The 26431-nt window shown below is 71.5% G+C and carries 23 protein-coding genes; 10 read left to right on the top strand and 13 right to left on the bottom strand.

Going from position 1 to position 26431, the window contains the following annotated elements; genetic code table 11:
- Positions 1–1106: 1106 nt before the first annotated feature.
- Positions 1107–2123: a GNAT family N-acetyltransferase gene (locus AB0F72_RS10305; protein WP_360428362.1), complete on the bottom strand. Its 1017-nt coding sequence runs from the start codon at positions 2121–2123 to the stop codon at positions 1107–1109.
- Positions 2124–2350: 227 nt separating this feature from the next.
- On the opposite strand from AB0F72_RS10305, the gene AB0F72_RS10300 reads away from it, so the two are divergent.
- From AB0F72_RS10300 to AB0F72_RS10255, 10 genes are read left to right on the top strand one after another with little or no spacing between them, the layout of a single operon-like run.
- Positions 2351–3121: a polysaccharide deacetylase family protein gene (locus tag AB0F72_RS10300; protein ID WP_360428359.1), complete on the top strand. Its 771-nt coding sequence runs from the start codon at positions 2351–2353 to the stop codon at positions 3119–3121.
- A complete protein-coding gene (locus AB0F72_RS10295) occupies positions 3114–4223 on the top strand; it encodes an aminotransferase class I/II-fold pyridoxal phosphate-dependent enzyme (RefSeq protein WP_360428356.1) in 1110 nt (369 codons plus the stop codon). Before AB0F72_RS10300 ends, AB0F72_RS10295 begins: the two co-directional genes overlap by 8 nt.
- Positions 4224–4229: 6 nt before the next feature.
- On the top strand, positions 4230–5504 hold the full coding sequence (locus AB0F72_RS10290; RefSeq protein ID WP_360428353.1) for a glycosyltransferase family 4 protein: 1275 nt from the start codon (positions 4230–4232) through the stop codon (positions 5502–5504).
- Between the two features lie 14 nt (positions 5505–5518).
- Positions 5519–7150, top strand: coding sequence for a polysaccharide biosynthesis tyrosine autokinase (locus AB0F72_RS10285; protein WP_360428350.1), 1632 nt, complete (start codon positions 5519–5521; stop codon positions 7148–7150).
- The gene (locus AB0F72_RS10280) at positions 7143–8396 is read left to right on the top strand and encodes an NAD(P)H-quinone oxidoreductase (RefSeq protein ID WP_360428347.1); all 1254 of its coding nucleotides are present in this window, start codon (positions 7143–7145) and stop codon (positions 8394–8396) included. Before AB0F72_RS10285 ends, AB0F72_RS10280 begins: the two co-directional genes overlap by 8 nt.
- The gene (locus AB0F72_RS10275; RefSeq protein WP_360428344.1) at positions 8393–9619 is read left to right on the top strand and encodes an O-antigen ligase family protein; all 1227 of its coding nucleotides are present in this window, start codon (positions 8393–8395) and stop codon (positions 9617–9619) included. Before AB0F72_RS10280 ends, AB0F72_RS10275 begins: the two co-directional genes overlap by 4 nt.
- A complete protein-coding gene (locus AB0F72_RS10270; RefSeq protein ID WP_360428341.1) occupies positions 9616–10776 on the top strand; it encodes a hypothetical protein in 1161 nt (386 codons plus the stop codon). The genes AB0F72_RS10275 and AB0F72_RS10270 overlap by 4 nt, the downstream gene beginning before the upstream one ends.
- 19 nt (positions 10777–10795) lie before the next feature.
- The gene (locus AB0F72_RS10265; RefSeq protein WP_360428338.1) at positions 10796–11818 is read left to right on the top strand and encodes a GNAT family N-acetyltransferase; all 1023 of its coding nucleotides are present in this window, start codon (positions 10796–10798) and stop codon (positions 11816–11818) included.
- Positions 11819–11827: 9 nt separating this feature from the next.
- Positions 11828–13033 (top strand): FAD-dependent monooxygenase, encoded by a 1206-nt coding sequence (locus AB0F72_RS10260; RefSeq protein ID WP_360428336.1) that lies wholly within the window; start codon positions 11828–11830, stop codon positions 13031–13033.
- A gap of 39 nt (positions 13034–13072) precedes the next feature.
- Positions 13073–14101, top strand: coding sequence for a GNAT family N-acetyltransferase (locus AB0F72_RS10255; protein WP_360428333.1), 1029 nt, complete (start codon positions 13073–13075; stop codon positions 14099–14101).
- A gap of 188 nt (positions 14102–14289) precedes the next feature.
- Here the strand turns inward: AB0F72_RS10255 and AB0F72_RS10250 are convergent, their stop codons facing one another.
- From AB0F72_RS10250 to AB0F72_RS10195, 12 genes are all read right to left on the bottom strand, one after another.
- Complete coding sequence (locus AB0F72_RS10250; protein ID WP_360428330.1) at positions 14290–14610, bottom strand: YciI family protein; 321 nt, start codon at positions 14608–14610, stop codon at positions 14290–14292.
- Between the two features lie 934 nt (positions 14611–15544).
- Positions 15545–15757, bottom strand: coding sequence for a hypothetical protein (locus AB0F72_RS10245; protein WP_360428327.1), 213 nt, complete (start codon positions 15755–15757; stop codon positions 15545–15547).
- 146 nt (positions 15758–15903) lie between these two features.
- Positions 15904–16341, bottom strand: a complete 438-nt coding sequence (locus AB0F72_RS10240) for a hypothetical protein (protein WP_360428324.1) — start codon at positions 16339–16341, stop codon at positions 15904–15906.
- Positions 16342–16454: 113 nt separating this feature from the next.
- Entirely contained in the window at positions 16455–17693 is a 1239-nt protein-coding gene (fdhA, locus tag AB0F72_RS10235) for a formaldehyde dehydrogenase, glutathione-independent (protein WP_360428321.1), read from the bottom strand.
- 132 nt (positions 17694–17825) lie between these two features.
- Complete coding sequence (locus tag AB0F72_RS10230) at positions 17826–18011, bottom strand: hypothetical protein (protein WP_360428318.1); 186 nt, start codon at positions 18009–18011, stop codon at positions 17826–17828.
- A gap of 45 nt (positions 18012–18056) precedes the next feature.
- Positions 18057–18830: a hypothetical protein gene (locus AB0F72_RS10225; protein ID WP_360428315.1), complete on the bottom strand. Its 774-nt coding sequence runs from the start codon at positions 18828–18830 to the stop codon at positions 18057–18059.
- Positions 18827–19114 carry a hypothetical protein gene (locus tag AB0F72_RS10220; RefSeq protein ID WP_360428312.1) on the bottom strand — a complete coding sequence of 96 codons (288 nt, stop codon included), beginning with the start codon at positions 19112–19114 and terminating at the stop codon, positions 18827–18829. The genes AB0F72_RS10225 and AB0F72_RS10220 overlap by 4 nt, the downstream gene beginning before the upstream one ends.
- A gap of 640 nt (positions 19115–19754) precedes the next feature.
- Entirely contained in the window at positions 19755–20969 is a 1215-nt protein-coding gene (locus AB0F72_RS10215; RefSeq protein ID WP_360428309.1) for a hypothetical protein, read from the bottom strand.
- Between the two features lie 78 nt (positions 20970–21047).
- Positions 21048–22103 (bottom strand): hypothetical protein, encoded by a 1056-nt coding sequence (locus AB0F72_RS10210; protein ID WP_360428306.1) that lies wholly within the window; start codon positions 22101–22103, stop codon positions 21048–21050.
- Positions 22093–22812 (bottom strand): sugar transferase, encoded by a 720-nt coding sequence (locus tag AB0F72_RS10205; RefSeq protein ID WP_360428303.1) that lies wholly within the window; start codon positions 22810–22812, stop codon positions 22093–22095. The genes AB0F72_RS10210 and AB0F72_RS10205 overlap by 11 nt, the downstream gene beginning before the upstream one ends.
- Positions 22813–22832: 20 nt before the next feature.
- Complete coding sequence (locus tag AB0F72_RS10200; protein ID WP_360428300.1) at positions 22833–24089, bottom strand: nucleotide sugar dehydrogenase; 1257 nt, start codon at positions 24087–24089, stop codon at positions 22833–22835.
- 110 nt (positions 24090–24199) lie between these two features.
- Positions 24200–26149, bottom strand: coding sequence for a nucleoside-diphosphate sugar epimerase/dehydratase (locus AB0F72_RS10195; protein WP_360428298.1), 1950 nt, complete (start codon positions 26147–26149; stop codon positions 24200–24202).
- Between the last annotated feature and the right edge of the window lie 282 nt (positions 26150–26431).

The following is a 26431-nucleotide window of genomic DNA, read 5'->3' as shown; positions in this document are numbered from 1 at the left end:
CTTGCGGGCGGCCGGGGCGGGGCCGGTCAGCATGATCGTCGGGTCGGCGCCGCTGAGCGCGGCGGCCACGATCCGGGCGCGCGGTCGCTTTCCCCGGTCGCCGGGCGGGTGGCCGCTTTCCAAGGTCGCCCGGCGGGTGGTCGCTTCCCCCGTCACCGGGCCCCGGGCGCGCGGTCGCTTTCCAAGGTCGCCAGGCGCGAGGCCGCTTCCCCCGTCACCGGGCACCGGGCGCGCGGCCGCCGGGATGCGAGCCGTAGCCGGCGCAGGCTAAACGGGCTTGATCACCGGTCCAGGCTACGGCTCGGAGGCGCGAGCCGTAGCCGGCACAGGCCATCGGGTCCCCATACCTGCTGGAGCTACGGCTCGAAGACGCGAGCCGTAGCCGGCACAGGTCATCGGGGCTTGATCACCGGTCTGAGCTACGGCCGGCGAGCGCGCAATGCCACTCGGCTTAAGTTGATCACGGCTGCGAGCTGCGCATACACCTATGGAATCCGGGCCCGCGCGGGGTGATGCTCGCCGGGGTGGGGTCCCGTCACGCAGTCGGGTCGTCCGCCCGGTTGCCCGCAGTTTCGCCCGCTGGGTGACGGGATCGCCCCGCGTCTGCGGCCGGCCGGCTCATCGAGCCCACCCCGCGTCACGATGGGTGACCGTCCACGGGGAGCGTTACGAGGTGTGCGGCATTCTGCGGGGCCTCCCACGTCCGCGGCTTTCCGGACAGCGCCGGCTTTACCCCGGATGCCGGCACACCAGGTGACGACCCGAGGTAGTCCTTCCGGCTGGGAGGGCACCCGCATCACCTCGGACCAGCCCCTCACCAGCACCAACTCCAAGATCGGCTTAGGCTGAGCGGCATTGGCCGAGCGCGAGCCGTAGCCGACGCAGCTCACCGCGTCCCCACACCTGCTGGAGCTACGGCTCGGAGACGCGGGCCGTAGCCGGCACAGGTCATCGGGGCTTGATCACCGGTCGGAGCTACGGCCGGCGAGCGCGAGCCGTAGCCGGCACAGGCCACCGCGTCCCCATACCTGCCGGACCTACGGCTGGGCGTGGCGGGGACCGGATGTCGGCGAGTCCGGCCCGTGCGGCGACCAGCCAGCGCGGGGTCACGAGTCCGGACGGACGCCGGTCAGGCGGGCTGCCGTGCGCTGCTTGAGGGCGAACCCCTGCTTCGCCGCGTCGCGCAGCCGGGCGACCAGCGGTGACCGGGAGCGCCGGGCCCACGGGACCGGGACCTCCGTGGTGCCGTACTTCGCCTTGTACGCGTTGCCGCCCACGAAGTCGAACTCGGTCACGCCCCGCTCCTTCGCCCAGCGCAGCGCGTGCCAGATCAGTGTCTCGTTGGGGCGCAGGTGCTGGTGCTCCCGATAGCTGGCGCCGCCCCAGAAGTACATCGCCCGGTGGTACCACGGCAGGACCGCGGTGGCGATGCTGCGCCCCTCCGGATCACGGGCCCGGAGCAGCAGGATCCGGCCCGCCGGTTCCAGGTGACGGATCAACGACTTCACTCTTTCCACCGAATAGGTGGGCACCAGATTCTGCTTGGCGAAAACGTCCCGCAATTGATCGTAGAATTCTTCGGCGAATGCCGGATCGCCGTGCACCTCCTCGACGGTGACTCCGGACTTCGCGGCCTTGCGGATGTTGCGCCGGCACGCGCTGGCCATCGCGCCGAAGAGCGCGTCCTCGTCCGGATTCAAATCGATCACCGCGGTCGGCGCGGCGTCCCAGCGCAGTCCCAGGCCGCCGAGGTCCGCCTCGGTGAGGCCGCGGTCGCGGATCTCCAGGTGCGCGCAGCCGAGCTCGCCGAAGGCGAACGGCATCAGCGCTTCCAGGGCGGCCCGGCGGGAGACCTCCGGCCGCAGGTTGAACCCCACGTACGACGTGGTCCAGCCGGCCATCGGGCTGCCCAGGATCCGCAGCCCGTACTTCCTGGTGATCAGCCCGGTGAAGTGCCCGGCCGGGGTGTCGCCGTCGTGCAGCGTGGCCAGCACCGGCTCTGCGTTCTGGCACTCGGCGACGAACGCCAGCCACTCCGGAGTGTGGAAGATCAGTCGATCGTGGTAGCCGGCCCGGTCGCGCCAGAGCGCCGCATCCGGGTCCACCCGTCGCAGTCGAAGCATGTGTTCGGTATCCCCGATCGAAATAGACGCCGCGGTCGGATGGTGCCCACCGGTGAAGGCATTCCACAATGACCCGTTCGGACCATTTATCAATCGACGTGAGTAATACTCACGTTCATTATGACAATTGCTACTGCCGTGGATCGTACGCATTTGCCATCGTGGGTGAGAGCCGCGGGGCGCAAGGCGCGCCGTGGCCCTTCGTGGTCGTGATCAAAAGGGGGACCATGCACCCGCCCACCGCGCTGAAGAAACGCCTGAACGAGCTCGGGCTGCGCAGCCGGCTGCGGGCGCGGCCTCGCACCCAGGGCCGGATCCTCGCCCCGGCCGGGCTCCTCCGCCGCCTGCCCAGCGCCCCCGGCCTCTACTTTCCCTTCTACCACGACGTGCTTCCGGAGTACGGCGCGGACCTGCGCCGCCATCTGCGCGCCCTGCAGCGGATCGGCCCGATGCTCTCCTGGGACGAGGCGCTCGACGTGCTGGCCGGCGACAAGCCGCTGACCGGCCCGATGTTCTGCCTCTCCTTCGACGACGCGCACCTCAGCTGGCGGGACGTGGCCGCGCCGATCCTGATCGGCATGGGCGTGCCGGCGATGTTCTTCCTGACCTCCGGGATGGTCGGGCAGCGGGGCAACCTCACCTGGAACGACTGCCGGGAGCTGGTCGCGGCCGGCTTCCGGTTCGGCTCGCACACGGTGACCCATCACCGGCTCGCCGACCAGGACGACGAGGAGGCCGCCCGGGAGATCGTCGGCTCGAAACACGAGATCGAGGACGAGCTCGGCGTCGAGGTCCGCGACTTCGCCGCGCCCTACGGCCATCCGGCCGTCGACTTCCGCGAGCGGGACGTGCGGGTCGCCCGGGAGGCGGGCTACCGCAGCTTCGCCACCACGCTGCGACCGGCGATGCATCCGGGCGACTCACCGATGTGGATCCACCGCCAGGGCCTGCACCCGGCCTGGCCGATCATGGCGGTGAGGACCCGGGTTCATGACTGACGCGCGCATCTACCTCTCCCCGCCGGACGTCAGCGACCTGGAGCGCAAGCTGCTGCTCAACGCGTTCGACTCGAACTGGGTGGCGCCGGTCGGCCCCGACCTGGACGCCTTCGAGGACCAGGCCGCCGCGCTGGTCGGCGTGCGGCACGCGGTCGCGCTGAGCAGCGGCACGGCCGCGCTGCACCTGGCCCTGATCGCCGCCGGTGTGCGCCGGGGCGACACCGTGCTGGTCCCGTCGTTCACGTTCGCCGCCACCGCCAACGCGGTGGTCTACCTGGGCGCCCGCCCGGTCTTCGTGGACTCGACGCCGGACAGCTGGAACGTGGACCCCGAGCTGATCGCCGAGGAGCTGCGCGCCCGGGCCGAGCGGGGCCGGCTCCCCCGGGCCGTGATCGCCGTCGACATGTACGGGCAGTGCGCCGACTACGAGCCGCTGCTGACCGCCTGCGACAGGTACGGCGTGCCCCTGATCGAAGACGCCGCGGAGGCCCTGGGAGCCACCTACCAGGGCCGTCCGGCCGGCTCGTTCGGGCTGGCCGGGGTCCTGTCGTTCAACGGCAACAAGATCATCACCACCGGTGGCGGCGGGATGCTGGTGACCGACGACGGCCGCGTCGCCACGCAGGCCCGGCACCTGTCCACCCAGGCCCGCGAGCCGGTGCCGCACTACGAGCACCGCACGGTCGGCTACAACTACCGGCTCAGCAACCTGCTCGCCGCGGTCGGCCGGGGCCAGTTGCAGCGGCTCCCCCAGATGATCGCCGCCCGCCGCGAGACGTTCCGCTTCTATCAGCGCGAACTGCCGGACCTGACGTTCATGCCGATCGCCGGGTACGGCGAACCGAACTACTGGCTCACCTGTGTGCTCACGGACCAGCGGGACGAGATCATCGCCGAGCTGGCCCGGCACGACATCGAGGCCCGCCCGGCCTGGAAGCCGATGCACCTGCAGCCGGTCTTCTCCGACTGCGTGACGCGCGGCGGGCACGTCAGCGCCGACCTGTTCCGCCGCGGGCTCTGCCTGCCCAGCGGCTCCGCCCTGACCGGCCGCGACAGGGAGCGCGTGGTCACCGCCGTCCGAGCCGCGCAGCAGAGGGGCTGACCCGCGATGCACATCGTCTACATCCACCAGTACTACTGCAATCCGCAGATGGCCGGTGGCATCCGCTCCTACGAGCAGGCCCGCCGGCTCGTCGCCCGGGGACACACGGTCGACGTGATCACCACCGACATCACCCCGGGCGAGCGGGAGCTGGGCTGGCGGGTCACCGACGACGACGGGGTCCGCGTGCACTGGTTCCGGGTCCCGTACTCGAACAACATGTCCTATGCCCGGCGGCTGCGCGCCTTCGCCGAGTTCATGGTGCTCGCGGCGGCGAGAGCCGCCCGGCTGAAAGCCGATCTGGTCTTCGCCACCAGCACCCCGCTGACCGTCGCCGTGCCCGGGGTGATCGCCGCGAAGCTGCGCCGGGTGCCGTTCGTCTTCGAGGTCCGCGACCTGTGGCCCGAGGTGCCGATCGAGATGGGCGCGCTGCGCAACCCGGTGGCCCGCGGCCTGGCCGGCGCGCTGGCGAGCTTCGCCTACCGCAACGCCGCCGAGGTCATCGCCCTCTCCCCCGGCATGGCCGCCGGCGTGACGGCCCGGCGGCCGCGGACCCGCACGACGGTGATCCCGAACGCCGCCGACATCGACCTCTTCGCCGTGGACACCGACGACGTCGCGCGATTCCGGGCCGAGCACGACTGGCTCGGCGACCGGCCCCTCATCGTCTACACCGGCGCCCTCGGCGCGGTGAACGGCGTGGAATACCTGGTCAAGGCCGCCGCCCGGATGCGCGAGCTGGACCCGGAGATCCGGGTGCTGATCGTCGGGCACGGCAAGGAGTGGGAGCCGACGAAGGATCTCGCGGCACGGACCGGGCTCCTGCGGGAAACCGTCTTCATGTGGGAGAAAGTGCCGAAATCCGCACTCCCGGTCATCCTCGGCGCGGCCACCATGTCGTCCAGTTTCGTCCGGCCGATCCGGGGCCTCTGGGACAACTCGGCCAACAAGTTCTTCGACGCCCTCGCGGCGTCCCGGCCGATCGCCGTCAACTACGGCGGCTGGCAGGCCGACCTGATCCGGGACACCGGCGCCGGCCTTGTGCTCGACCCGCAGGACACCGACGCGGCCGCGTCCCAGCTGGTCCGGCACCTCCGCGACGAGCTGTGGCTGAAGCAGGCACGCGAGGCCGCGCACCGGCTCGCCGTCGAGCGCTTCTCCCGGGACCTGCTCTTCGCGGACTTCGCAGCGGTCCTCGAAGCGGCCGCCGGGCAATCAGCACCAGCGGCCGCCGAGCGATCGGCACCGGCGCCCATCGAGCGATCAGCACCAGCGAACTGACGAGCGGGGGAAGCGTGGAACTGCGTGCGTACGTCCGGGCCTGCCGGCGTCGATGGCTCTGGCTGCTGGTGCCGGTGCTGGTCGCCGTCAGCGTGGCGACCGGGCTCTCGCTGGCCGGCCCGCCCGCCTACACCTCCTCGATGGTCGTCTTCGTGACCGGCGGGAACGGTGATCCGGACGCGGACGCGCGGCGGCTCAACTCGTACATCGCCCTGCTGACCGGCCCGCGGGTGGCGCAGGGCGTGGTCGACCGGCTCGGTCCCGAGGTGACCGCGGACCAGGTGCAGCGCAGCCTCGCCGCGCAGGTCCGCGAGGGCACCGACCTGCTGGTCATCTCGGCGACCGCGGCGGAGCCGGAGCAGAGCCGGCGGATCGTCACCACGGCCGCGTCGGTGCTGGTCAGCGTCGTCCGGCAGATCGGCACGCCGAGCGACGACGGGCCGGCCCCGGCCATCACGATCGTGCAGGACGCGGTGACCGCCGAGCAGCCCGGCAGCCTGGGCCGCAACGCCGGTTTCGCGGCGGTGCTGGGCCTGCTGATCGGCGCGGCCGCGGTGGCGATCCGGGAGGCCACCGCGCGAACGGTCGCCGAGGAGGACGACCTGCGCCGGCTCGGCCTCGGCACGGTCGGGACGATCGCGATCGGCACCCGGCGGTCCGGCGACCCGGACCAGGACCTCGCCGAGGCGTTCCGGCGGCTGCGCAGCCTGCTGCCGGAACTGTCGGAGCTGTCGGACGCGCAGCGCGGGCCGGACCGGGGGCGGTCGGTGCTGCTCACCGGCGCCAGCCGCCGGGAGGGCACCACCGCTGTCACCTGCGGGCTGGCGATAGCGATGGCCGAGACCGGCGCCCGGGTCGCGGTGATCGACGCCAACCTGCGGACCCCCGGCATGGGCCGCTACCTCGACCTGGAGAGCTCCCGGGGGCTGGCCGAGGTGCTCACCGGCGACGCCCGGGTGCCGGACGTGCTGCAGAGCTCGCTCGGCGGCCGGGTGACGGTGCTGCCGGCCGGCGAGAACGCGCCGGATCCGGGCGAGATCCTCGCGTCGCCACGGCTCGGCGCCACGGTCCGTACCCTCACCGAGCGTTTCGACGTCGTGCTCGTCGACTCGCCCGCCCTGCACGGGGTCGCCGACGCCGTGGTGCTGAGCCGGGTCACCGACAGCGCCCTGCTGGTGGTCCGGGCCGGGCGGACCCGGACGGCCGACGTGGAGAAATCGCTGGACCTGCTGCGCCGGGTCGGCGCCCGGCTCGCCGGCGCGGTGCTCAACGCGCTGCCCCGCACGCTGCCGACCGGCAAGGACTGGCACGAGGTGGTGGCCGAGGTGCAGCCCGGTCTGGACAGCATCGGCCTGATCCCGGACGGGCACCGGATGGACGACACGTTCGTCTCGCTGCCGCCGGTCGGCACGGCCCGCGGCCGGGCCCGGGTGGAGACGGCCGCAATCTCCGACGTCCCGGAGGCAGCGGAGCAGGACGTCCCGGAGGCAGCGGAACAGGACGTCCCGGAGGCAGCGGAACAGGAGGTGGTGCGCGGCTCGGCGAAGGTCGTCACGCCGGCCGAGGTCGAGGTGCCCGCACAGCGCGAGCCGGAGCCGGACACCCCGAAGAGCGACACACCGGAGAGCGACAGGCCGGATGAGTGAGGTCGGGGTACGCCAGAGGGAGAGCACCTGGCTCCTCGGGATGCTGCGGGAGCCGTACGTTCAGCTCCTCGCGTCTCAGGTGCTCACCGGCGTGGTCGCGCTGGCCGCGAACATCCTGATGGTCCGCTCGCTCACCCCCACCCACCGCGGCGAGGTCGCGCTCATGCTCCAGGTGGTGTACCTCGCCACCCAGGTGCTGCTGCTCGGGACCGAACGCAGCTTCGTGGCCGCGTACCACAACGTCGCGCCGGCGCCGGCGGTCCGCGCGTACGCCCGGCTGTTCGCCGTTCCGGCCCTGCTCTTCCTCGGCGCCGCGGTGATCTACGCGCTGGTCGCGCCGCACCGGCTCAGCCCCGGCCCGGTGATCGTCGGGATGCTCGCCTGGTACGCGCTGATCGAGGCGGCCGGGCTGGCGACCCGCTCGATCGCGATCGCCGCCGGCCGGGTCCGCGACTTCCTGCTGTGCCGGGTCATCGAGGCGGTCCTGCTGCTCGCCGGGCTGATCGGCCTCTACACGGCGGGCGCGGCCCACCCGGAGACCTGGTTCCTGGCCTATCTGGTCGCCGGGGCCGCGCCGACCCTCGTCTACGTGGTGATCTGGCTGCGGCTGCCGGTCGCCGAGACCGACGCCCCGATCTCGCCCGAGCAGAACCGGCTGGTCCGGCGCGAGGGCCTGGCGCTCTTCCCGGCCGCCCTGTCGAACATGGCGATGCTGCGGGTGGACCGGCTGGTCATCCCGGCGCTCGCGTCGACGGCGGCACTGGGCCTGTACGCCTCGGTCGCCACGATGACCGAGTTGCTGGCGTGGCCGCTGCGCGCGTACGCGGACTCGCGTCTCGGGCGCTGGCGTGCCGCGTACCGGGAAGGGTCGCTGCGGGCGAAACCGATCGTCCTGGCCGCCACCGCCTACGTGCTGGTGGTGGTGCCGCTGGTGGCCGGCGGGCTCTACCTGCTGATCGAGCCGGTCTTCGGTCACCACTACGCGCCGGCCAAGCAGATCGTGCTGCCGCTGGTGGTCGCGGCCGGCCTCTACGGGGTGTCCCGGGTCAGCCTCGGCCTGCTGATCTCGAAAGGGCACGGCGGCCTGGTCTCGACCGCGGAGATCGCCGGTTTCGCCGTCAGCTTCGCGGCCTACGTGCTGCTCATTCCCAAGATCGGCATCCTGGGCGCGGCCTACGGCTCGCTGTTCGGCTACGGCGCCTGCCTGATCTTCTCGCTGGCGGCCACGGCGGTCGTCAAGAGATGACCGAGCGCGCCTTCTTCGCACCGGGACTCGTGCTGGTCCTGGTGACGATCGGTGGCCGGTACACCCTGGATCGGGCCGGCTTCCCGGAGCTGGCCTGGGTGGACCTGCGGGTGATCGGCCTGATCATCGCGCTGGTCCTGCTCGCCGTCGACCTCTCCCGCCGGCCGGCGCTGGGCGAGACAGCGGACAGGCGCGAGGGCTGGCTGCTCGCGGCGATCCTCTTCTTCCTCTTCCAGATCGGCTCGGCGCTGTGGGCGCCGGCCGCGTCGCGGGTCGGCCCGCAAACCCTCGACCTGGTCCTTCTCGGCGTCCTGGTCCTTGCTTTCTACGGGTACGCGGTGAGCGATCCGGAACCGGTCATCCGCGCCACGTTCCGGCTGATGTTCGCCGCCGCGATCGTCTTCGCTCTGCAGGCCCTGCTGATCAGCGGGCCGGGCGAGCAGGGCCGGTACTCCGCGTTCGGCGGCGGGCCGAACGTCTTCGTCCGGATCCAGATCCTCGGCGTGATCAGCGCGGTGGCGCTGCACATGTTCACCGGCCGGATCCTGCCGCTGCTGGTGACGCCGCTGTTCCTGCTCGCCGCGACGCTCTCCGGCTCCCGGGCCGGTCTGCTGGCCGGCCTGGTGGTCGGCGCCTACGCGCTGCTCAAGCTGCGCCGCAGGCTGAGGCCGGGCGTGGTGGCGGCGGCCGGCGTGCTGCTCGCCGCGGTGGTCGCCGCGCTGTGGGCGTTCGCCCCGCCCGAGTTCACCAGCCTGTTCCAGGAGCGGTTCGTCGAGCAGACCGTCCAGGAGCAGTACCTGTCGGACCGGACGTCGATCTGGGCCGCCGCCTGGAACCTCTTCCTGGATCACCCGGTCGCCGGGGCCGGGCTGGACGGCTTCTACGGCGCGATCGGCGTGAACCAGATGGTCGAGTACCCGCACAACTACGTGCTCGGGGTGGCGGCCGAGGGCGGCCTGGTCGGCCTGGGCCTGATGACCACCGCGATCGCGCTCTGGACCCGGTTGGTCCACGGCGGCGGCGCCCGCCCCCGGATGACCGGCCTCTGCGTGGCCGCGGCCGTCTTCGTGGCGCTCAGCAGTCTCTTCTCCGGCGACTACTACGACTCCCGGCTCGCCTGGATCTTCGCGGCGCTGGCGGCGGCGGCCGCCCTGCCCCGCGCCGGGACCACACCCGGTGACGTTGTACCGGCCGTGACAGAACGAGAGCCGGTGCCCCGATGAAACCGTTGAGCAGGCGCAGCGTGCTGCTGCTGAGTGCCGGCGCCCTCGCGGCGGCGGGCACCGCTGCGGCGCACACCGCGGTCCGCGACCACGACGTGCCGGAGGTCCGTGACCCGATGCCCGGCGCCGCGCCGTCGCCTCAGGACCGGCTGAAGGTGAAGCCGGTGTCGCACTGGACGGCCGTGTTCGGCAAGAGCTGGGACTTCCAGTACCGGCACGGCCTGCCGCTGAGCCGCTCCGCCGACAGCCGCGACCACTACGACCTGTCGTACGACGTGGACTCCTGCGTGGCGATGTTCCGGGCCACCGACCAGCGCCGTTACCTGGACCGGGCGCTGACCTTCACGGAGAACGTGGTGGCGTCGGCGCGACCGTCGTCGTCGCTGCCGAAAAGCGGCTTCAAGGACCGCTACCGGGGGTGGAAGGCGGCCGAGGAGGGCGGCGACGAGGTGCCGCTCTACGAGAGCTACTTCTGGCGGTACGCGACCTCGCTGCTCGTGGCGATGCGCGACAACCCGGGCGTGCACGGCGACGCCGGGTACCGCGCGCGGTACGACCGGCTGCTGGCCTTCGCCGAGGTGGACGTCTTCGAGAAGTGGGACAGCCGGGGCGCCGAGGACACCATCTACCGGGAGCGCACGCACATGGCCGCGCACTGGGCCCTGATCGCGCTGAACCTGTCCCGCCTCACCGCCGACGCCGGGCGCAAGGACCGCTACACCACCGTGACGAACACGATCGCGACCCGGCTGCGGGGGCAGCTGCGCCGCAATCCGGCCGAGTCGACGGCGTACTTCTGGAGCGACGTCTGGGACTCGGCGAAACGCCCCGGCCAGGACGTCGGGCACGGCAACGGCGTCATCGCGTACGTGGTGGAGGCGCGCGATCGCGGCAGCGCTCATGGCGGCGCGGCCTGGACCGACGCGGACATGGCGGCGTTCGGCGCCCTGCTCACCAAGGTCGTCTGGCCGCCCGGCCGGACCACCTACGCCACCTACGTGGACGGCACCGGATCCGACAACGGCTGGTTCGCCGACGGATTCGTGAAACTCGGCCGCTACGACCCGGCCGTGCAGCTGCGGCTGGAGAAACACCAGGTGGTGAACGACCAGTTCGCCGCGAACATGGCGCTCAACGCCCGCTTGCTGCGGGGCTGAGGCGCGGAAGGAGACACCCATGACGGCATGCCTGCTGGAGCCATCGGCCCGGGAGTGGAAGGAGACCCTCCAGCACGTCGGGCACGACATGTACCACGTGCCGGAGTACGTCGTCCTCGACGCCCGGCTCTACGGCGGCGCGCCGGCCGCGTTCTGGTTCGAGCGGGACGGCCGGCGGCTGCTGATCCCGTTGATCGTGCGATCGATACCGGGCACGGAGCTGCGGGACGCGATCTCGCCGTACGGCTATCCGGGGCCGGTCAGCGACGCGGCGCCCGGCGACGCCGGGTTCTGGGAGCAGGCCTGTGCCGCGTTCGTGGAGACGATGCGCGCCGGCGGCATCGTCTCCGCGTTCATCCGGATGCACCCGCTGCTCGGTGGCCCGGTGCCGGCGATGCGGCAGGCCGGGGCGGTGGTCCACCACGGCGAGACGGTGTCGATGGACCTCACCGTGAGCCTCGAGGAGATGTGGTCGCAGACCCGCAGCGACCACCGCAACCACATCAACCGGGCCCGGCGGGCCGGCACCCGGGTGGTCTTCGACGACTGGGACCGGCTCGGCGAGTGGGTCGAGGTCTACCACGACAACATGCGCCGGGTCGGCGCGACCGACTACTACTTCTTCACCCGGGAACATCTCGCGGCGCTGCACGACGCGGTCGGCGACCGGATGCACCTGGCGATCGCCCTGGAAGGCGACGAGGTGGTCGGGGGGAACACCTTCTTCGAGTACGACGGGATCGCCACCGGCTACGTCTCGTCGACCCGCCGGGCGCCGAAACGCTACGCCGACGAGATGCTCTACGACGAGGTGCGGCGCTGGTGCAAGGGCCGCGGTGACGAGGTGTTCCACCTGGGCGGCGGCAAGGGCGGGGCGAACGACTCGCTCTTCTCGTACAAGGCGGGGTTCTCCCCCAGCCGGCACCCGTTCCACACCTGGCGGGTGATCGCCGACCCCGCCGCGTATCGCGCGCTGGTCCGGGAGCATCGCCCGGACGCCGACCCGGACGACCTGACCGTCACGTTCCCCGCCTACCGTTAGGAGCTCGCCATGCGGATCACCTGCGTCGGTGGCGGACCCGCCGGCCTCTACTTCGCGGTGCTGGCGAAACTCGCCGACCCGAGCCATGAGATCACCGTGCTGGAACGCAACCCGGCCGGGGTGACCTGGGGCTGGGGCGTGGTCTTCTGGGACGACCTGCTGGACGACCTGTTCCGTTACGACCCGGTGAGCGCCGAGCGGATCTGGGAGTCCGCCCGCAAATGGGACGAGTACCAGGTCCGCGCCACCGGCAAACCCGACACCCACCTCGCCGGGTACGGGTTCAGCCTGGGCCGGCACCGCCTCCTGGAGATCCTCGCCGAGCGGGCGGCCGAGCTCGGCGTGCGGATCAGGTACTCCGACGAGCTCAGCGACCTCGCCGCGCTGCCACCGGCGGACCTGGTGGTGGCCTGCGACGGCGCCCGCAGCCGGATCCGGGACGAGCACGCCGAGCACTTCGGCGCCGAGGTGGAGGTCGCCCGCAACAAGTACATCTGGCTGGGCACCCCGCACGTCTTCGACACGTTCACGTTCGGCTTCGAGAAGACGTCAGCGGGCTGGATCTGGTTCCACGCCTACCCGTTCGACGCCGGGAAGAGCACGTTCATCGTGGAGTGCCAGCCGGCGACGTGGGCGGCGCTCGGCTTCGACACGCTCGACGCGCACGCCGGCACCCTCGCGCTGCAGCGGATCTTCGCGAAGCATCTGGACGGCGAGCCGCTGATCGACCACCGTGCCGAGGTGGGCGGCACCGGCTGGCTGAACTTCCGCCGGGTGACCGCGCAGCGCTGGGACCACGGCAACGTCGTGCTGATGGGCGACGCGGCGCACACCACGCACTTCGCGATCGGCTCCGGGACGAAACTGGCGATGCAGGACGCGATGGCCCTGGCGGACGCCATCGCCTCGGGCGATCCTTTACCGGTGGCCCTGGAACGCTACGAGCACCGGCGCAAGGCGGCTCTCGCGCCGTTGCAGAAAGCGGCACGGGCCAGCAGCGCCTGGTTCGAGCGCCTCCCCGAGTACGCCGGCCTGCCCGCCAAGCGGTTCTCCTACGCGCTGTCGAACCGGCGCGGCGAGTACCCGGCGTGGCGCTACCTGCTGCACATGTCGACGCAGAGCCCGATCCCCCGCACCCTGCTGCGGCGCACCCTGGCCGTCCGCCGGTGGACCCGGGCCCGCCGCCGACCTCCGATCCTGGCCGACACCGCCTGAGCGGGCCCAGCTCTCGACCGCACGACGAAGGGACGACCGATGGCCGAAGGCGCCCTACTGGAACCCGGCGACACGGCGTGGGCGGACGCGCTCGCCCGGACCCGCCACGACGTGTACCACCTGCCAGGCTACGTCGACCTGGACGCGCAGCTGGCCGGCGGCACACCCGCCGCGTTCCGGTACGACGAGGCCGACCATGTGCTGCTCGTCCCCCTCGTGCTGCGGACGATCCCGGAGACCGGGCTGCGGGACGCGGTCTCCCCGTACGGATATCCCGGCCCGATCAGCGACGTCCCCGGCGCCAGCACGGCGTTCTGGGCGCGCGCCGCGAAGGCCATGGTGGAGCTGCTGCGCTGCCACGACGCGATCACCGCGTTCGTCCGGCTGCACCCGCTGCTGCCGGCGCCGGCCGTCTCCCTCGAACGGGTCGGCACCGTGGTGCGGCACGGCGAGACGGTCGCCATCGACCTCACCCTGCCGGCCGACCGGATCTGGAGCGAGACCCACCGCACCCACCGCAACCAGATCAACAAGTCCAAACGGGCCGGAGTGGAGATCGTCTTCGACGACTGGTCCTACCTCGACGCGTGGATCGCGACCTATCACGCGACGATGCGGCGGGTCGGGGCGACAGCGTTCTACTTCTTCGAGCGCGACCACTTCCACCGGCTGCGGGACGCGCTCGGCAGCGACCTGCACCTGGCGACCGCGGTGCGCGACGGCGAGGTGCTCGGCGGCAACCTGTTCTTCTCGCACTCGTCCGAGGGGCACGGCGGCATGATGCACACCCACCTGCAGTCCACCCGGGACGGCCAGATCTGGTGGGCGGACAAGCTGCTCTACCACGAGGTGCGGCTCTGGGGCCGCGAGCACGGCAACCGGGTCTTCCACATCGGCGGCGGCCTGGGCGGCTCGGACGACTCGCTGTTCCGGTACAAGGCGGCCTTCGGCTCCCTGCGCCAGGACTTCCACACCTGGCGGGTGATCACCGACCCCATCGCGTACGAGAAACTGGCCGGCCCGCCGACCCCGGAGTCACTGGCCGGCCGGTTCCCGCCGTACCGCTGACCCGTCGCTTCTGAGGCGGCTTACCCGGGACGTCACGAATCCGCCCGGCGGCTCGGCCCGGCGGCCCGGCGCGGCCCGGCGGCCCGGCGCGGCCCGGCGGCCCGGCGCGGCCCGGCGGCTCGACGCGGCCCGGCGGCTCGACGCGGCCCGGCGGCTCGACGCGGCCCGGCGGCCCGGCGCGGCGCGCGTCATGAGGTGAGGACCGGGCGGACCTCGACCCAGCCGTCGATGACGGGGATCATGCGGCCGATCCAGACCGCATGGTCCAGGTCCGAGGCCTCCACGAGGAAATACCCGGCCAGAGTCTGCTCCGCGCCGGCCAGAGACCCACCGACGGAGACGTTGCCGCGGATCGACACAGCCTTCGACGCGGGCCCCATCGCGTTGCCGGCGACGATCCGCGCGCCGGTCTCGGCAATCTGCCGCGGCAGACGCAAGTGGGCCTCGAGCACGGTCGGCGGCGCCGCCAACGCGCTCTCCGGCACCTCACGTTCGTAGATGAGAATCATGAATCGCGGGAGCGGCGACTGCTTCTCTGACGCGTCCACGGCACCCCCATCGACTTACACCGGCACGCGCCGACGGTAGCAGCGCCACCACTTCCGCCGAATCCGTACCGCTTCACCGGCGCGTCGCGCGCGCAGGATCCCCCGCCGCGCGCAGGATCCCCCCGTCGCCAGCCGTCGCCCCGCCGCGTATGCCGACATCGCAGCAGGACGGTGTCGTGTTCGGGCCCGCCCCACGGAGGACCTCTGCCACCTTTTGGATCCTTCCCCGCTCGACGCCGGCTGCTATCCGGAGCGCACCGGAATCCGGTCGGTAGTCCAGGCATCGCAGCCGTCGGGCGGCCTGCTGCCGGCGGGACTGACGCTGGGGTCCCGCCTCCCGACGGGACTGACGCCGACGTCCCGCCTGCCGACGGCGGCTGGGCTTCGGACTGCGGCCGCGCCTCGGACTGCGGCAGGACCTCGCACTGCCGCCGGACCTCGGACTGCGGCAGGACCTCGGACTGCGGCCGGGTGGGCGGCGGAGCTTGTGGTCGCGGGTCGGCGGTGGGCGCCGGCGGGGCTACGGAACGGTCCGGTTGATCACGCAGCTGACGCAGGCGCCGGGCGTGCCGCTGAGCGAGGCCCCACGCGCGATGCCGCTCGTGCTCACGCCGGAACCTCTCCGCCTCCGGCGAATAATTGCGACGCGCAGCAGGCTCCCGCAAATGCCTCACCGGGAACAAGGAAAGCTGCGCCATAACCCATTGTCGCCCGCCCCGCCAGAACCGGCCAACACAATATCTCATACCACATATGAGTCCCGGAAATGATCGCCCCCTGCCCGTCAGGCCACGAGAAGTCCCGGACGAACAGTGCATCGAGATAAACGGCACGGCTCACCGCTAACCGATCGCTTCCAACCCATCCGGAAGCTGGCCATCCTGCATTGCCAGATTCAGCGACTGCCGGTACTCGATGGCTTCCGGCACCCTCCGACCGTGACCACCGACTCCCCGAATGCGCCGATGTTCGAGATCACGTACACGTAGCCCGCGCGGATGTTCGCAGCGCGGTAGTCGACATCGTTGATCGCCGCGTCGATCTGGGCCAGGCGTCCCTGTAGCTGGATGGCACCCTCGGTGTCCCCCTTGGCCGGCAGCGCGGCCAAGGCGTTCTGGTAGTGGGCGCGCTCCTTGTCGAGGCACGCTCGTTCCCGTTCGATCCCCTGCTGGACTTTACGCTGCTCGCGCAGGCGGGCCTTCTCTTCCCGTTCCTTCTCCTACGCGGCTTCCTGCACGTAGTCAGCGGTAAGGTTCAGCTCCTGCACGCACAACTGATGGCAGCGTCGATGAGCTTCAAACCACGTACCAGATTGTCGGCTTCGGCGTTATACGCCCGCAGCATCAACTTTGAATAGTCGCGCAGCATTGTGCGGCCTTGCGCTTCCGAGCCGTTGACCGTCCAGCTGCGCGCGGCTTGAACCGCTCCATCCTCGGTCTTGACCTGAGACTGCACCCGCGCCAACGCTGTTTGATAGGCGACCGCGTCCGGCAGCGGGTGCCGGTGCTGGTAGATGCCGGCCTCCTGCAGGAGGGCCGTCTCCTCGGTGACCACAGTCTGCTGCCGGGTCTGCGCCAGCGTTGCTTCGATCGCCGATTGCCGGCGGGCCAGGTCCTCCAGGCGAGGTTGATTGGCACCGGGTGGTCGGCACGGTGCCGGTCGTGCCTCGGCAAGTGGCACGACCGGCACCATGCACCGGTAGCGAAAGGCGCGCAACGGCCCGGAGTCGGCAGGTGGCCGCGGGGTAGGCCCGGGACGGGGTGATTGCTTCTGGGAAGGGCCGATGCCCGTACCGAAAAGGGAAGTCAGCGGCGGAGCATCCCGTGGGGGTCGAGCACGTACTTGCGGGCCGCGCCCTGGTCGAAGTCCTGGTATCCCTGCGGGGCCTGGTCCATCGGGATCGGCGTGGCGTTGACGTTCCGCGCGATCTGCACCCGGTCGTGCAGGATCGCCATCATCAGCCCGTGGTTGTACTTCATGACCGGGCACTGACCGGTCACGAAGGAGTGCGATTTCGCCCAGCCGAGGCCGAGGCGCAGGGAGAGCGAGCCGACCTTGGCGTCCTCGTCGACGCCGCCCGGGTCACCGGTGACGTAGAGGCCGGGCACGCCGATCGCGCCACCCGCGCGGGTCAGGTCCATCAGCGAGTTCAGCACGGTCGCGGGCCTCTCCACAGAGGCGTCCCGGCCGTGGCCGCGCGCCTCGAACCCGACCGCGTCGACCGCCGCGTCGACCAGCGGCTGGCCGATCGCCGGCGCGGAACGGCCGAGGATCTGCTGCACCTGCTCGGCCGGGTCGCCCTGGGCGACATTGATCGTCTCGCAGCCGAAACTGCGGGCCTGGGCGAGCCGCTCGTCGTTGAGATCGCCGACGATGACGACCGCGGCGCCGAGCAGGAACGCCGACGTGGCCGCGGCCAGCCCGACCGGTCCGGCGCCCGCGATGTAGACCGTCGATCCGGTCGTCACGCCCGCGCTCACACAACCGTGGTACCCGGTCGGGAAGATGTCGCTGAGCATCGCCAGGTCCAGGGCCTTCTCCAGGGCCTGGTCCCGGTCCGGGAACCGGAGCAGGTTCCAGTCGGCGTACGGGACCATCACGTACGCCGCCTGGCCGCCGACCCAGCCGCCCATGTCGACGTATCCGTACGCCGAGCCGGGCCGGTCCGGGTTCACGTTGAGGCAGACGCCGGTCTTGCGTTCCTTGCAGTTGCGGCACCTGCCGCAGGAGATGTTGAACGGCACCGAGACCACGTCGCCGACCCGGATGAACTCGACGTCCGGCCCGACGTCGATCACCTCACCGGTGATCTCGTGGCCGAGCACCAGCCCTTCCGGCGCGGTGGTGCGCCCGCGGACCATGTGCTGGTCGCTGCCGCAGATGTTGCTGGCCACCGTCTTGAGGATCGCGCCGTGGGGTGTCCTGCGCCCGACGTTCATCTTGTTGACGCCGGGTCCGTCCTTCACCTCGTAGCTCGGGTAGTCGATGTCGCAGACCTCGACCCGGCCGGGACCCTGGTAGACAACCGCTCTGTTGCCTGACATGGTGCGCCTCCAGTTGGTTACGTCGCTGTCACCGCCATGCTTCTCGCCGCGTGACCGGAACAGAACCGTCAGTAGTTGCGGATCGCGAATACGCCCGTGGGCGGATGTGCTCTCCGTTCCCGCCGGGCCTGGCTACCTGACCGGCCGCTTGCCGTGCTTGCCCTCCAGGTCGCTCATCGTGGCGGCGTCCGTGAAGCTCAGCATCCGCACCTCGCCGCGCTTGTTGCCGGTGACGTCCCAGACGCTGACGCTCACCCCGTTCAGCGGGGCGCGGGTGCTGGTCCAGAGCAACCGCACCACCTCGTCGGCGACCGGCACCGGATCCGAGCCCTTGGTGATCTCGACGTTCGCCTGATCTCCGGGTCAGCCATCACCGGCCTCCAGGACCGCGGTCAGATGGGGCGCCACCCAGGTCGGGAAGTCGGCGCGGTCCACCGGCTCCAGGCGGACCTGCCGTACGCCGTCGTCTTTTCCGGCTCCCCCGCCGCTACCGGCTCCGCCGCCGTACCTGGCTCCGCCGCCACCGCCGGCACCGGGAACCGGGCGCAGCCCGGTCCACCGGTTGCCGGTCAGCAGCCAGGCCACCTGACCGGCGAGAACACCGCCGTCCGGGCGCCGGCCGGTGATCAGGGCGGAGACGCTGCCCCGGGTCTGCGCGCGGGCCCGGTCGGCCAGGCCGCTGCCCGCCGGCGGCATCCACGGCTGCCACTCCAGGTCGGCGAGGTCGACAGTGCCCCGCAGCGGCCGTTCCGGATTGAGGGCGGACTGCACGGAGTCGCCGCCCTCAGGTTCGGGTACGGCCCGGAGCAGCTCAGCACCGAGATCGACGGCGTTGAAGAGGGACAGTTCCACTGTCGCGCCGGCCAGCGTGAACAGGCTCGCGCCCAGACTCCCGGCGACGCTGAACAGCCCGCGCAGCACCCGGCCCGGCACCGCGGTCTCGATCCGCACGGCGGCGATCGGGCGGGCCAGGACGGCGAGGTTGACGGCGAGGGCCTGCTCCTGCTCGGGTTCCCAGTGCCGCTCGGCCTTCGGCGCCGTGTCCTCCGGGATCAGCCCCGGTGGCAGTGTCACACCAGCGAACTCGACGAGCGCGGCCATCTCCCCGTGACTCAGCACGAGCCGGCGCGCGGTCACAGCACACGCTCCCGGCTCACGCATCGTGCCGCCGCCGCGTGCTCGATCTCGGCCGCCTGCCGGTCGGTGTCCACCCGGTCCCGGGAGAGCTGCCGCTGATAGGCCGTGGCAGCGCCGGAGACCCATCGTGCGGTCCGGCCGCGTGCCTCGTACGCGGCCGCGTCGTCGCGGATCCGGGCTGCGTCGTCGCGGATCCGGGCCGCTTTGTCGGGGATCCGGGCCGCTTTGTCGCGCAGGCCGGCCGCGAGCCGGTCCAGCTCGGCGGGGTCGCCGTAGAAAGCCATGATGCCGCCTCCCGGGAGGTGTCTCTCCCTGGGGTTTACGCCAGTGTGGACGTCGACGTTCGGTCCCGACCGGTAACCGACACGCCGCGTCTCGCGCATCCTAGGAACCTAGCTTGAAGGGCATGCGGAGGTGGGATGATGTGGCGGCACCGGAGCCCACGGTGGACGAGGGCCTGCACACGGTGGACGGCGGTCTGGCCCGGGGACCCGGTGGCCCCTCCCCACGCGGACCAGGGCACGCACTGAGCTCCGAGCCAGCGATTGCCCTGTCAGCGCCCACCCTCATCACCCGGCGTGCCACCCTCCGAGGTAAAGGCGGCGCTTCACGGAAAGACGTGGACGCCCCACGCCCCGCAGAATGCCGCAAAGCAGCAACGCTCCACCATCATCAGTCACCCACCGTGACACCAGGTGGGACCCAAAGAGCCCTAGAACCATATGCCCGATTTGTGAAACGCGGCGGATCACCCACACGCCCCGATAGCGCCCTCACGACAGCGAGGCGAGCCGACTGACATGGAGGAAAGCACGCGCCATCGCGAAAACACGCCCCGACCGCAAACCCGGAGAATCGCACCGACAAAACCGCAGCGGCAACCGCACCCACGCCGGAGAACCGCACCCCACCCCGGAAATCGAGTCACGCCGCCGACGAACGCCGCCCCGACGGCAACGCGTGCCGCCCCGGCGCCCGATGCGATCCCCCACGTGCCGCGGGCCGCGCGGCGCCTCCCGCCGACCGGGACCCCCGCGCCTCGGGCAGCTGCGGCCCGGCCCACGCCGGCACCGAGCCGGGCACGTTCAGCGTGCGGTCCGGCGGCACCCACAACGGCTGCGGCGTGGTCGGCGACCCCCACCACCGGAACGTCCCGTACCCCCGGACGAGTGGCGGCTGCAGCGCGGGCCAGTGCGCTTCCGGCGGGATGGCGAGCCGCCACGCCTCGACCGGCACCAGGCCGAGCCCGGATTGCGGCGGCACCGCGACGGTGGTGCCGGCGGGGGCCGGGCTGCCGTCGGCGGACTCGACGGCGACGGTGGCGGGCGCGGAGGCGAGCACCACTGCCGCGCCGACGGTGACGATCCCGGCGAGCAGCGCGGCGGGCTCCCAGCCGGGGCGGACGGTGTCGCCCAGCAGGGTCAGGGCGATCACCGAGGGGGCGACCACCTCGCCGGTCCAGTGGACGGCGGTGACCCGGCCGACGTCGCCCTGCTGGAGCGCGTTCGCGTACAGGATCATGCCGTTGATCGGGAAGATCAGCAGCGCCCAGACCAGGGGCTCGGTGGCGATCGCGACGACCGCCGACGGGAACGTGTCCATCGATCCGGGCGGCATCGCGAGGGCGCGGCCGGTGAGCGCGGCGCCGCCGAGGGAGAGCCCGCCGACGCCGGCGATCAGGCCGGGAATGCCGACCTTGGTGGTGAGCCAGCCGAGGATCACGACGCCGACGGCCGCGCAGCAGAACGCGACGCGCATGGTCCACGTCGGTGTCATCTCGTGCTGCTGGCCGGCCGACATGGCCAGGGTGGTGAGCGCGACGCTGGTGCAGACGATGGCGACGGCGTCGCGGTGGCGCAGCTTGGATCGCAGGAACAGCCAGGCCAGCACGGCGGTGACGGCGAGCGAGCCGGCCAGCACGGACTCGACGACGTAGACCGCGAGGTGCTGCAACGCGAACATCGCCGCGACCCAGGCGGAGATGTCGAGGGCGATGCCGATCAGGTAGAGCGGGTGGCCGAGGGTGCTCACCGTGTTGTGGCTGCGCTGCGCGCCGACGGCTTGAAGGATCGATCCCACCGCGTAACTCAGGGCGCCGTAGACAGCCAGCCCGAGCGCTATCCAGCCCGCGGTGGTCATGATCACCGCCCTTGATCACTCTGCGTTGATCGACATATCACGCAATGATGATATGCCGATCCACCGATCGACGCGACCCTAGGCGGCGACGGCGGGTTCGAACGCGGTCACCACCTCCGCCATCCGCAACAAATCCCCTGGTCCGCACCGATGATCGGCGGGCAGCGTCAGCATCCGGCCGGCCCACTCCGCCGCCTCGTGGTCGCCGCTCCACAACCGGCCGCGGTCCTGCCGCCAGTGCACCGGAGCGTAGATCCGGTTCGCGGCCAGATGCGCTTGCAGCGCATCACGCATCCGCGAGGAGGCGCACGCCAGCTGCAGGCGGAACGGGCCGTTTCCCACCAGCTCGATTGCGGGGGTACGGGCGGAGAGCAGTCCCGCCAGCTCCCGGGCCCGGGCCGCCCCCGCCGCCAGCACCCCGCCCACGTCGATCAGCGGCAGCGCCGCCCGGGTGAACGCGCAGGCCGGCCCGGCACTGCCCAGCAGGTCGTGCTCCCCTTGCTGGGCAAGCTCCCGGAACTGCTCCTTGGCGATCGGCCGCCCCGCCAGCCAGGCGGCCTTGAGCAGCATCGCCGCGAGCTTCAGATGCGCGCCGGCGCTCTCCGGACCCCGGGGCCGGGGCAGTTCGCGGCCCGACGGCGACCAGAGCAACCCGCCGTCGGGCAGGGGCAGCGTCTTGCGCAGCGAGGCCACCACGTACGCCGCCTCGCTGTCCCGCGCCCAGTCACTGAACGGGTCGTGCGAGTGGTCCTCGATCACCGGGATGCCGGGGTGCGCCCGGATCCACGCGGTCCACGGCCCGCCCCGCTCCTGCCCGAACAGGTTCTGGGCGAGCACCACGTCCCCGTCACCGGCCCGCAGCGTCTCCCAGCGCGGGCCCCGGCCGTCCGGCAGGTGCCGGTACCAGGCGATCGGCGCCCGCTCGGAGAGCGCCTCGGCGACACCCACGCAGAAGTAGGACGGCACGTGCAGCCGGCCGCCCGGCGCGAGCAGGCGCAGCACCTCGCTGAGCGCGCCGCACCCGGTGGCGAAGAGCGAGCGCCGCGCCGGCAGCCACGCGGGCGGGCCACCCCGCTCGGCGCTGAGCAGGGCGGCCGGGTCCCAGTGGAATTCCGAGCCGATCTCAGGAGACACGCGAGACGTCCTTCTCCGTCTCCATCGTGGCGGCGGCTTCCACCGTGGCGGCGGCTTCCACCGTGGCGACCGTTTCCATCGTGGCGGCGGTCTCCTGGCGCGCGATGTTCAGCGTGTCGACGTGCACCGGCGGCTCGTCACGCTGCAGCGTGATCGCGGTCCGCCAGAGGATCTTCAGGTCGAGGGCCGGCGACCAGTTGTCGACGTACCACCGGTCCAGGATGAAGCGCTGCGGCCAGTCGATGTCGTCCCGGCCGTTGACCTGGGCCCAGCCGGTGATGCCGGGTTTCACCTCGAGCCGGCGGGCGTCCTCGGCGGAGTAGTTGGCGACCTGCGGCAGCACGTCCGGGCGGGGGCCGACCAGGTTCATCTGCCCCCGCACCACGTTGATCAGCTGGGGCAGTTCGTCGAGGCTGGTCCGGCGCAGGAAGCGGCCGCACGCGGTGATCCGCGGGTCGTTCTCCAGCAGGCCGAACGGGTCGTCGATGCCGAGCTCGGCGCTGAGCGCCACCGAGTTGTGCACCATCGACCGGAACTTGAGCATCCGGAACGGTTTGCCACCCCGGCCGGCCCGGTCCTGGACGAAGAGGACGCCCCTGCCGTCGGCGATCCGGATCCAGGCCGCGAGCGCGAGGATCACGGGGGCCAGGAAGAAGAGCATGACGGTGGCGACCAGGCGCTGCAGGCCGTTCCACAGGATGCGTACCACGACTACCTCCGCGGGGTGTCTCAGATCGACTCGACGGTGGGTCCGGTGAGGCGATGGCGGGTGTCCAGCACGTACGTGGCGTGCTGCACGACGAGGTCCAGGTCGAAGTCGTCGTGGTCGGCGAGCAGCACCACAGCGTCCGCGGCGGCGAGGAGTTCCGGCGTGAGCGAGACCCGCTCGACCCGCCTGTCGATGTGGGCGTCCTCGACCACGTGCGGGTCGGCGGCCTGTACCTCGGCGCCCATCTCCAGCAGGAGCGCGGCGACCCGGCGGGCCGGCGACTCGCGCGCGTCGCCGCTGTTCTTCTTGTAGGCGAGGCCGAGCAGCAGGATCGTCGAGCCGTTGACCGCCTTGCGCCGGGTGTTCAGCGCGGCGACCAGGCGGCGGGCCACGTAATCCGGCATGTGGTTGTTGATGTCGTTGGCGAGCTCGACGAAGCGGAAGCTCTGGCCGAGGGTCCGCTGCACCCGCCAGGACAGGTACGACGGGTCGATCGGCAGGCAGTGCCCGCCGACGCCGGGGCCGGGCACGAACCGCATGTATCCGAAGGGCTTGGAGCTGGCCGCGTCGATCGCCTCCCAGACGTCGATGCCGAGCTCGTGCGCGTACACCGCGAGCTCGTTGACCAGGGCGATGTTGACGTGCCGGAAGGTGTTCTCGAGCAGTTTGGCGAGCTCGGCGACCTTGGGGTCGGAGACCGGTACGGTCTGCTCCACCACCGAGGCGTAGAACGCGCGCACCCGCTCCAGCGACGCCGGATTGATCCCGGAGACCACCTTGGGGGTGGTGGCGAGGCTCCACTCCCGGTTGCCCGGGTCGATCCGCTCGGGGCTGTACCCCAGGTGGAAGTCGACGCCGGCGATCAGGCCGGAGCCCTCTTCGAGCAGCGGCGCGACGAGTTCGGTGGTGGTCCCCGGGTACGTGGTGGACTCCAGCGCGACTGTCGCGCCGGGACGCAGGTAGCGCGCCAGGGTGCGGGCGGAGTCCTCGATGTAGCGCAGGTCGGGGGTGCCCTCGCGGAGCGGGGTCGGCACCGCGATCACGGCGATGTCGAAGCCGGCGCAGGAGCGCGGGTCGGACGACGGGGTGAAGGTGCCGGCGGCGAGGATGGCCTGCAGGTCGGCGGAGGAGACGTCGTCGACGTACGACTCGCCGGTGGCGAGCCGCTTGATCCGATCGTCGTCGACGTCGAAGCCGACGACCGTGTGGCCGACCTGGGCGGCGCGGACCGCGAGCGGCAGTCCGACGTACCCCTGACCGGCGATGACGACACGCATGGGCGTGCTCTCCTTCTGCTGCTCCGGATGGTTCTTCTGCCGGGATCGGACCGGGTTCCTCGTCTGCGGCGGGCGGACCGCCCGCGACCGGGCCGTCTTGGGACGCTTGATCACGGGCGCCGGGCCGGTGGGACCGCTGCGGCTTGCGAGTGGCCTTGCGGGTGGCGCTGCTTGCTGACGGGCGCCGGGCGGTGCCATCCGTTCAGCACCGCGGTGGCCGGGCCGGACGACGTTTCCCGTACGGGCAGGGCCGGCGACTCGGCGAGCCAGTGCAGGACGGCGATCAGGTCGGCTCGGGGCGCCGCCGGATCGAGCAGCGACAGCACCGCGCCGTCCAGCGGGGGCACCGGCGCCTGCGAGATCAGCGGATGGTTGGGCCGGTGGTCCGGCTCGTCCGGGCCGAGCAGGATCTCGGCGATCTTCTCGCCCGGCCGCAGCCCGGTGTAGACGATCTGGATGTGCTGGTCGGCCGCGTCAGCGATGCGTTTGGCCACGTCGGCGATCCGGACCGGCTGACCCATGTCGAGAACCAGCACCTCGCCGTCGCTGTCCAGTGCGCCGGCCTGGATGACCAGCCGGACCGCCTCCTGGACGGTCATGAAGTACCGGTTGACGTCCGGGTGCGTCACGGTGATCGGGCCGCCCGCCTCGACCTGCGCGGCGAACGCGGTGAGCACCGAGCCCCGGCTGCCGAGCACGTTGCCGAACCGGACGCTGCAGTAGGTGCCGGTCGACAGCACGTCGGCCGCGGCCGTGAGCCGCTCGGTGATCCGCTTGGAGTAACCGAGGACGCTGCACGGGTCGGCGGCCTTGTCGGTGGAGATGTTGACCAGCCGGTCGACGTTGTGCCGCAGCGCGGTCTGCAGGATCTGGTACGTCCCGATGATGTTGGTCTTGAGCGCCTCGGAGGGGTGCATCTCCAGCAGCGGCAGGTGTTTGAGGGCGGCGGCGTGGAAGACGACGTGCGGCTTGTGCTCGGCGAACACCTCGTCGAGGCGCTGCTGGTCGCGGATGTCGGCGACGACCAGGTTGCGGTCGTCGAGCATGCCCCGGCCGTCCAGCGAGAGCTGCACGGCGTGCAGGCCGGACTCGTCGCGGTCCAGCATGACCAGCGTGGCCGGATTGAACCGGGCGACCTGCCGGCACAGCTCCGAGCCGATCGAGCCGCCGGCGCCGGTGACCAGCACGCGGCGGCCCTCCAGGTACCCGGCGACGGCGGCCAGGTCGATGCCGATCTCGCGGCGGCCGAGCAGGTCCTCGTGGCTGACCGGGCGGATGTCCTCGACCCGGACCTTGCGGCCGAACAGCTCGACGACCGGCGGCACCACCTTGAGGTCGGCGTTGAGCGGCTGGGCCAGGTCGGTGAGCGCGCGGATCAGGTCGGCGCCGGCGCTGGGGATCGCGATGACCACGGCCTCGGCGTTGAACCGGCGGACCACCTCGGCCATCGCGTCCCGGTTGCCGACCACCGGGACACCCATGATCCGGTACGTGCGTTTGGCCGGGTCGTCGTCGAGCAGGGCGACCGGGACGTACGGGCTGCGCGGGCTGCGCAGCATGGCGCGGATGACCTGGGTGGCGCCCTCGCCGGCCCCCATCACCACGACCCGGATCCCGTGCTCGGGCTTCGGGCGCAGCCGGCTGTCCTTGAGCAGCCGCACCGCGTAGCGCACGCCGGCGGCGAAGACCAGGGCGATCAGGCCGGCCGCGATGATCGCGGAGCGGGGCACCAGCCGTCCGAGCAGCGTGTCCAGGAGGAACACGGCCGGTGTGACGACCACAGCGGTCTTCACCAGCGCGGCGATCTCCTCGAAGCACCCGTAGGCCCAGCGTCCGGTGTAGAGACCGAAGTGGATGCCGGCGGCGGTGTGCACGAGCGCGGCGACGGCGGAGAGCGCGACGAGATCGCGGAAGTGGACCTCGCCGATCCGGCCGTCGTGGCGCAGCAGGGTGGCGATGAAGAGCGCGGCCGCGAGGGCCAGCGCGTCGGTTCCGGCGCGGGCGGCCCGGCCGGGTAATACGCTCGCGAACCAGGGCGACGCCGATCGCCGTGCCTGCATGGAATCCCCCTCGTACGATGCCGGCTCTCCGGCAGCGGAACCCGTTTTCGCGCGACAAGAAATGCGAGCCGGCGGAATACATTTCCGGCCTGCCGGAAATGTCAACGCCCACTCGCCTCGGATGACCGTTTGAAGCTTTCTGCAGAATTAGACTTGCAGCCGGGGAGGGCCGATTACAGTAGCAATTGTCATGGCCTACGCGAGAATCATTCATGTTCATCGTTCTGCCAAGAACACGATGATTCGATCAAACCGATCGGGGTCGTCGACCTGCCCATTCGG

Source organism: Actinoplanes sp. NPDC023936, assembly GCF_040639325.1.
Taxonomy (GTDB): domain Bacteria; phylum Actinomycetota; class Actinomycetes; order Mycobacteriales; family Micromonosporaceae; genus Actinoplanes.
This window is presented reverse-complemented; position numbering and strand designations above follow the sequence as displayed.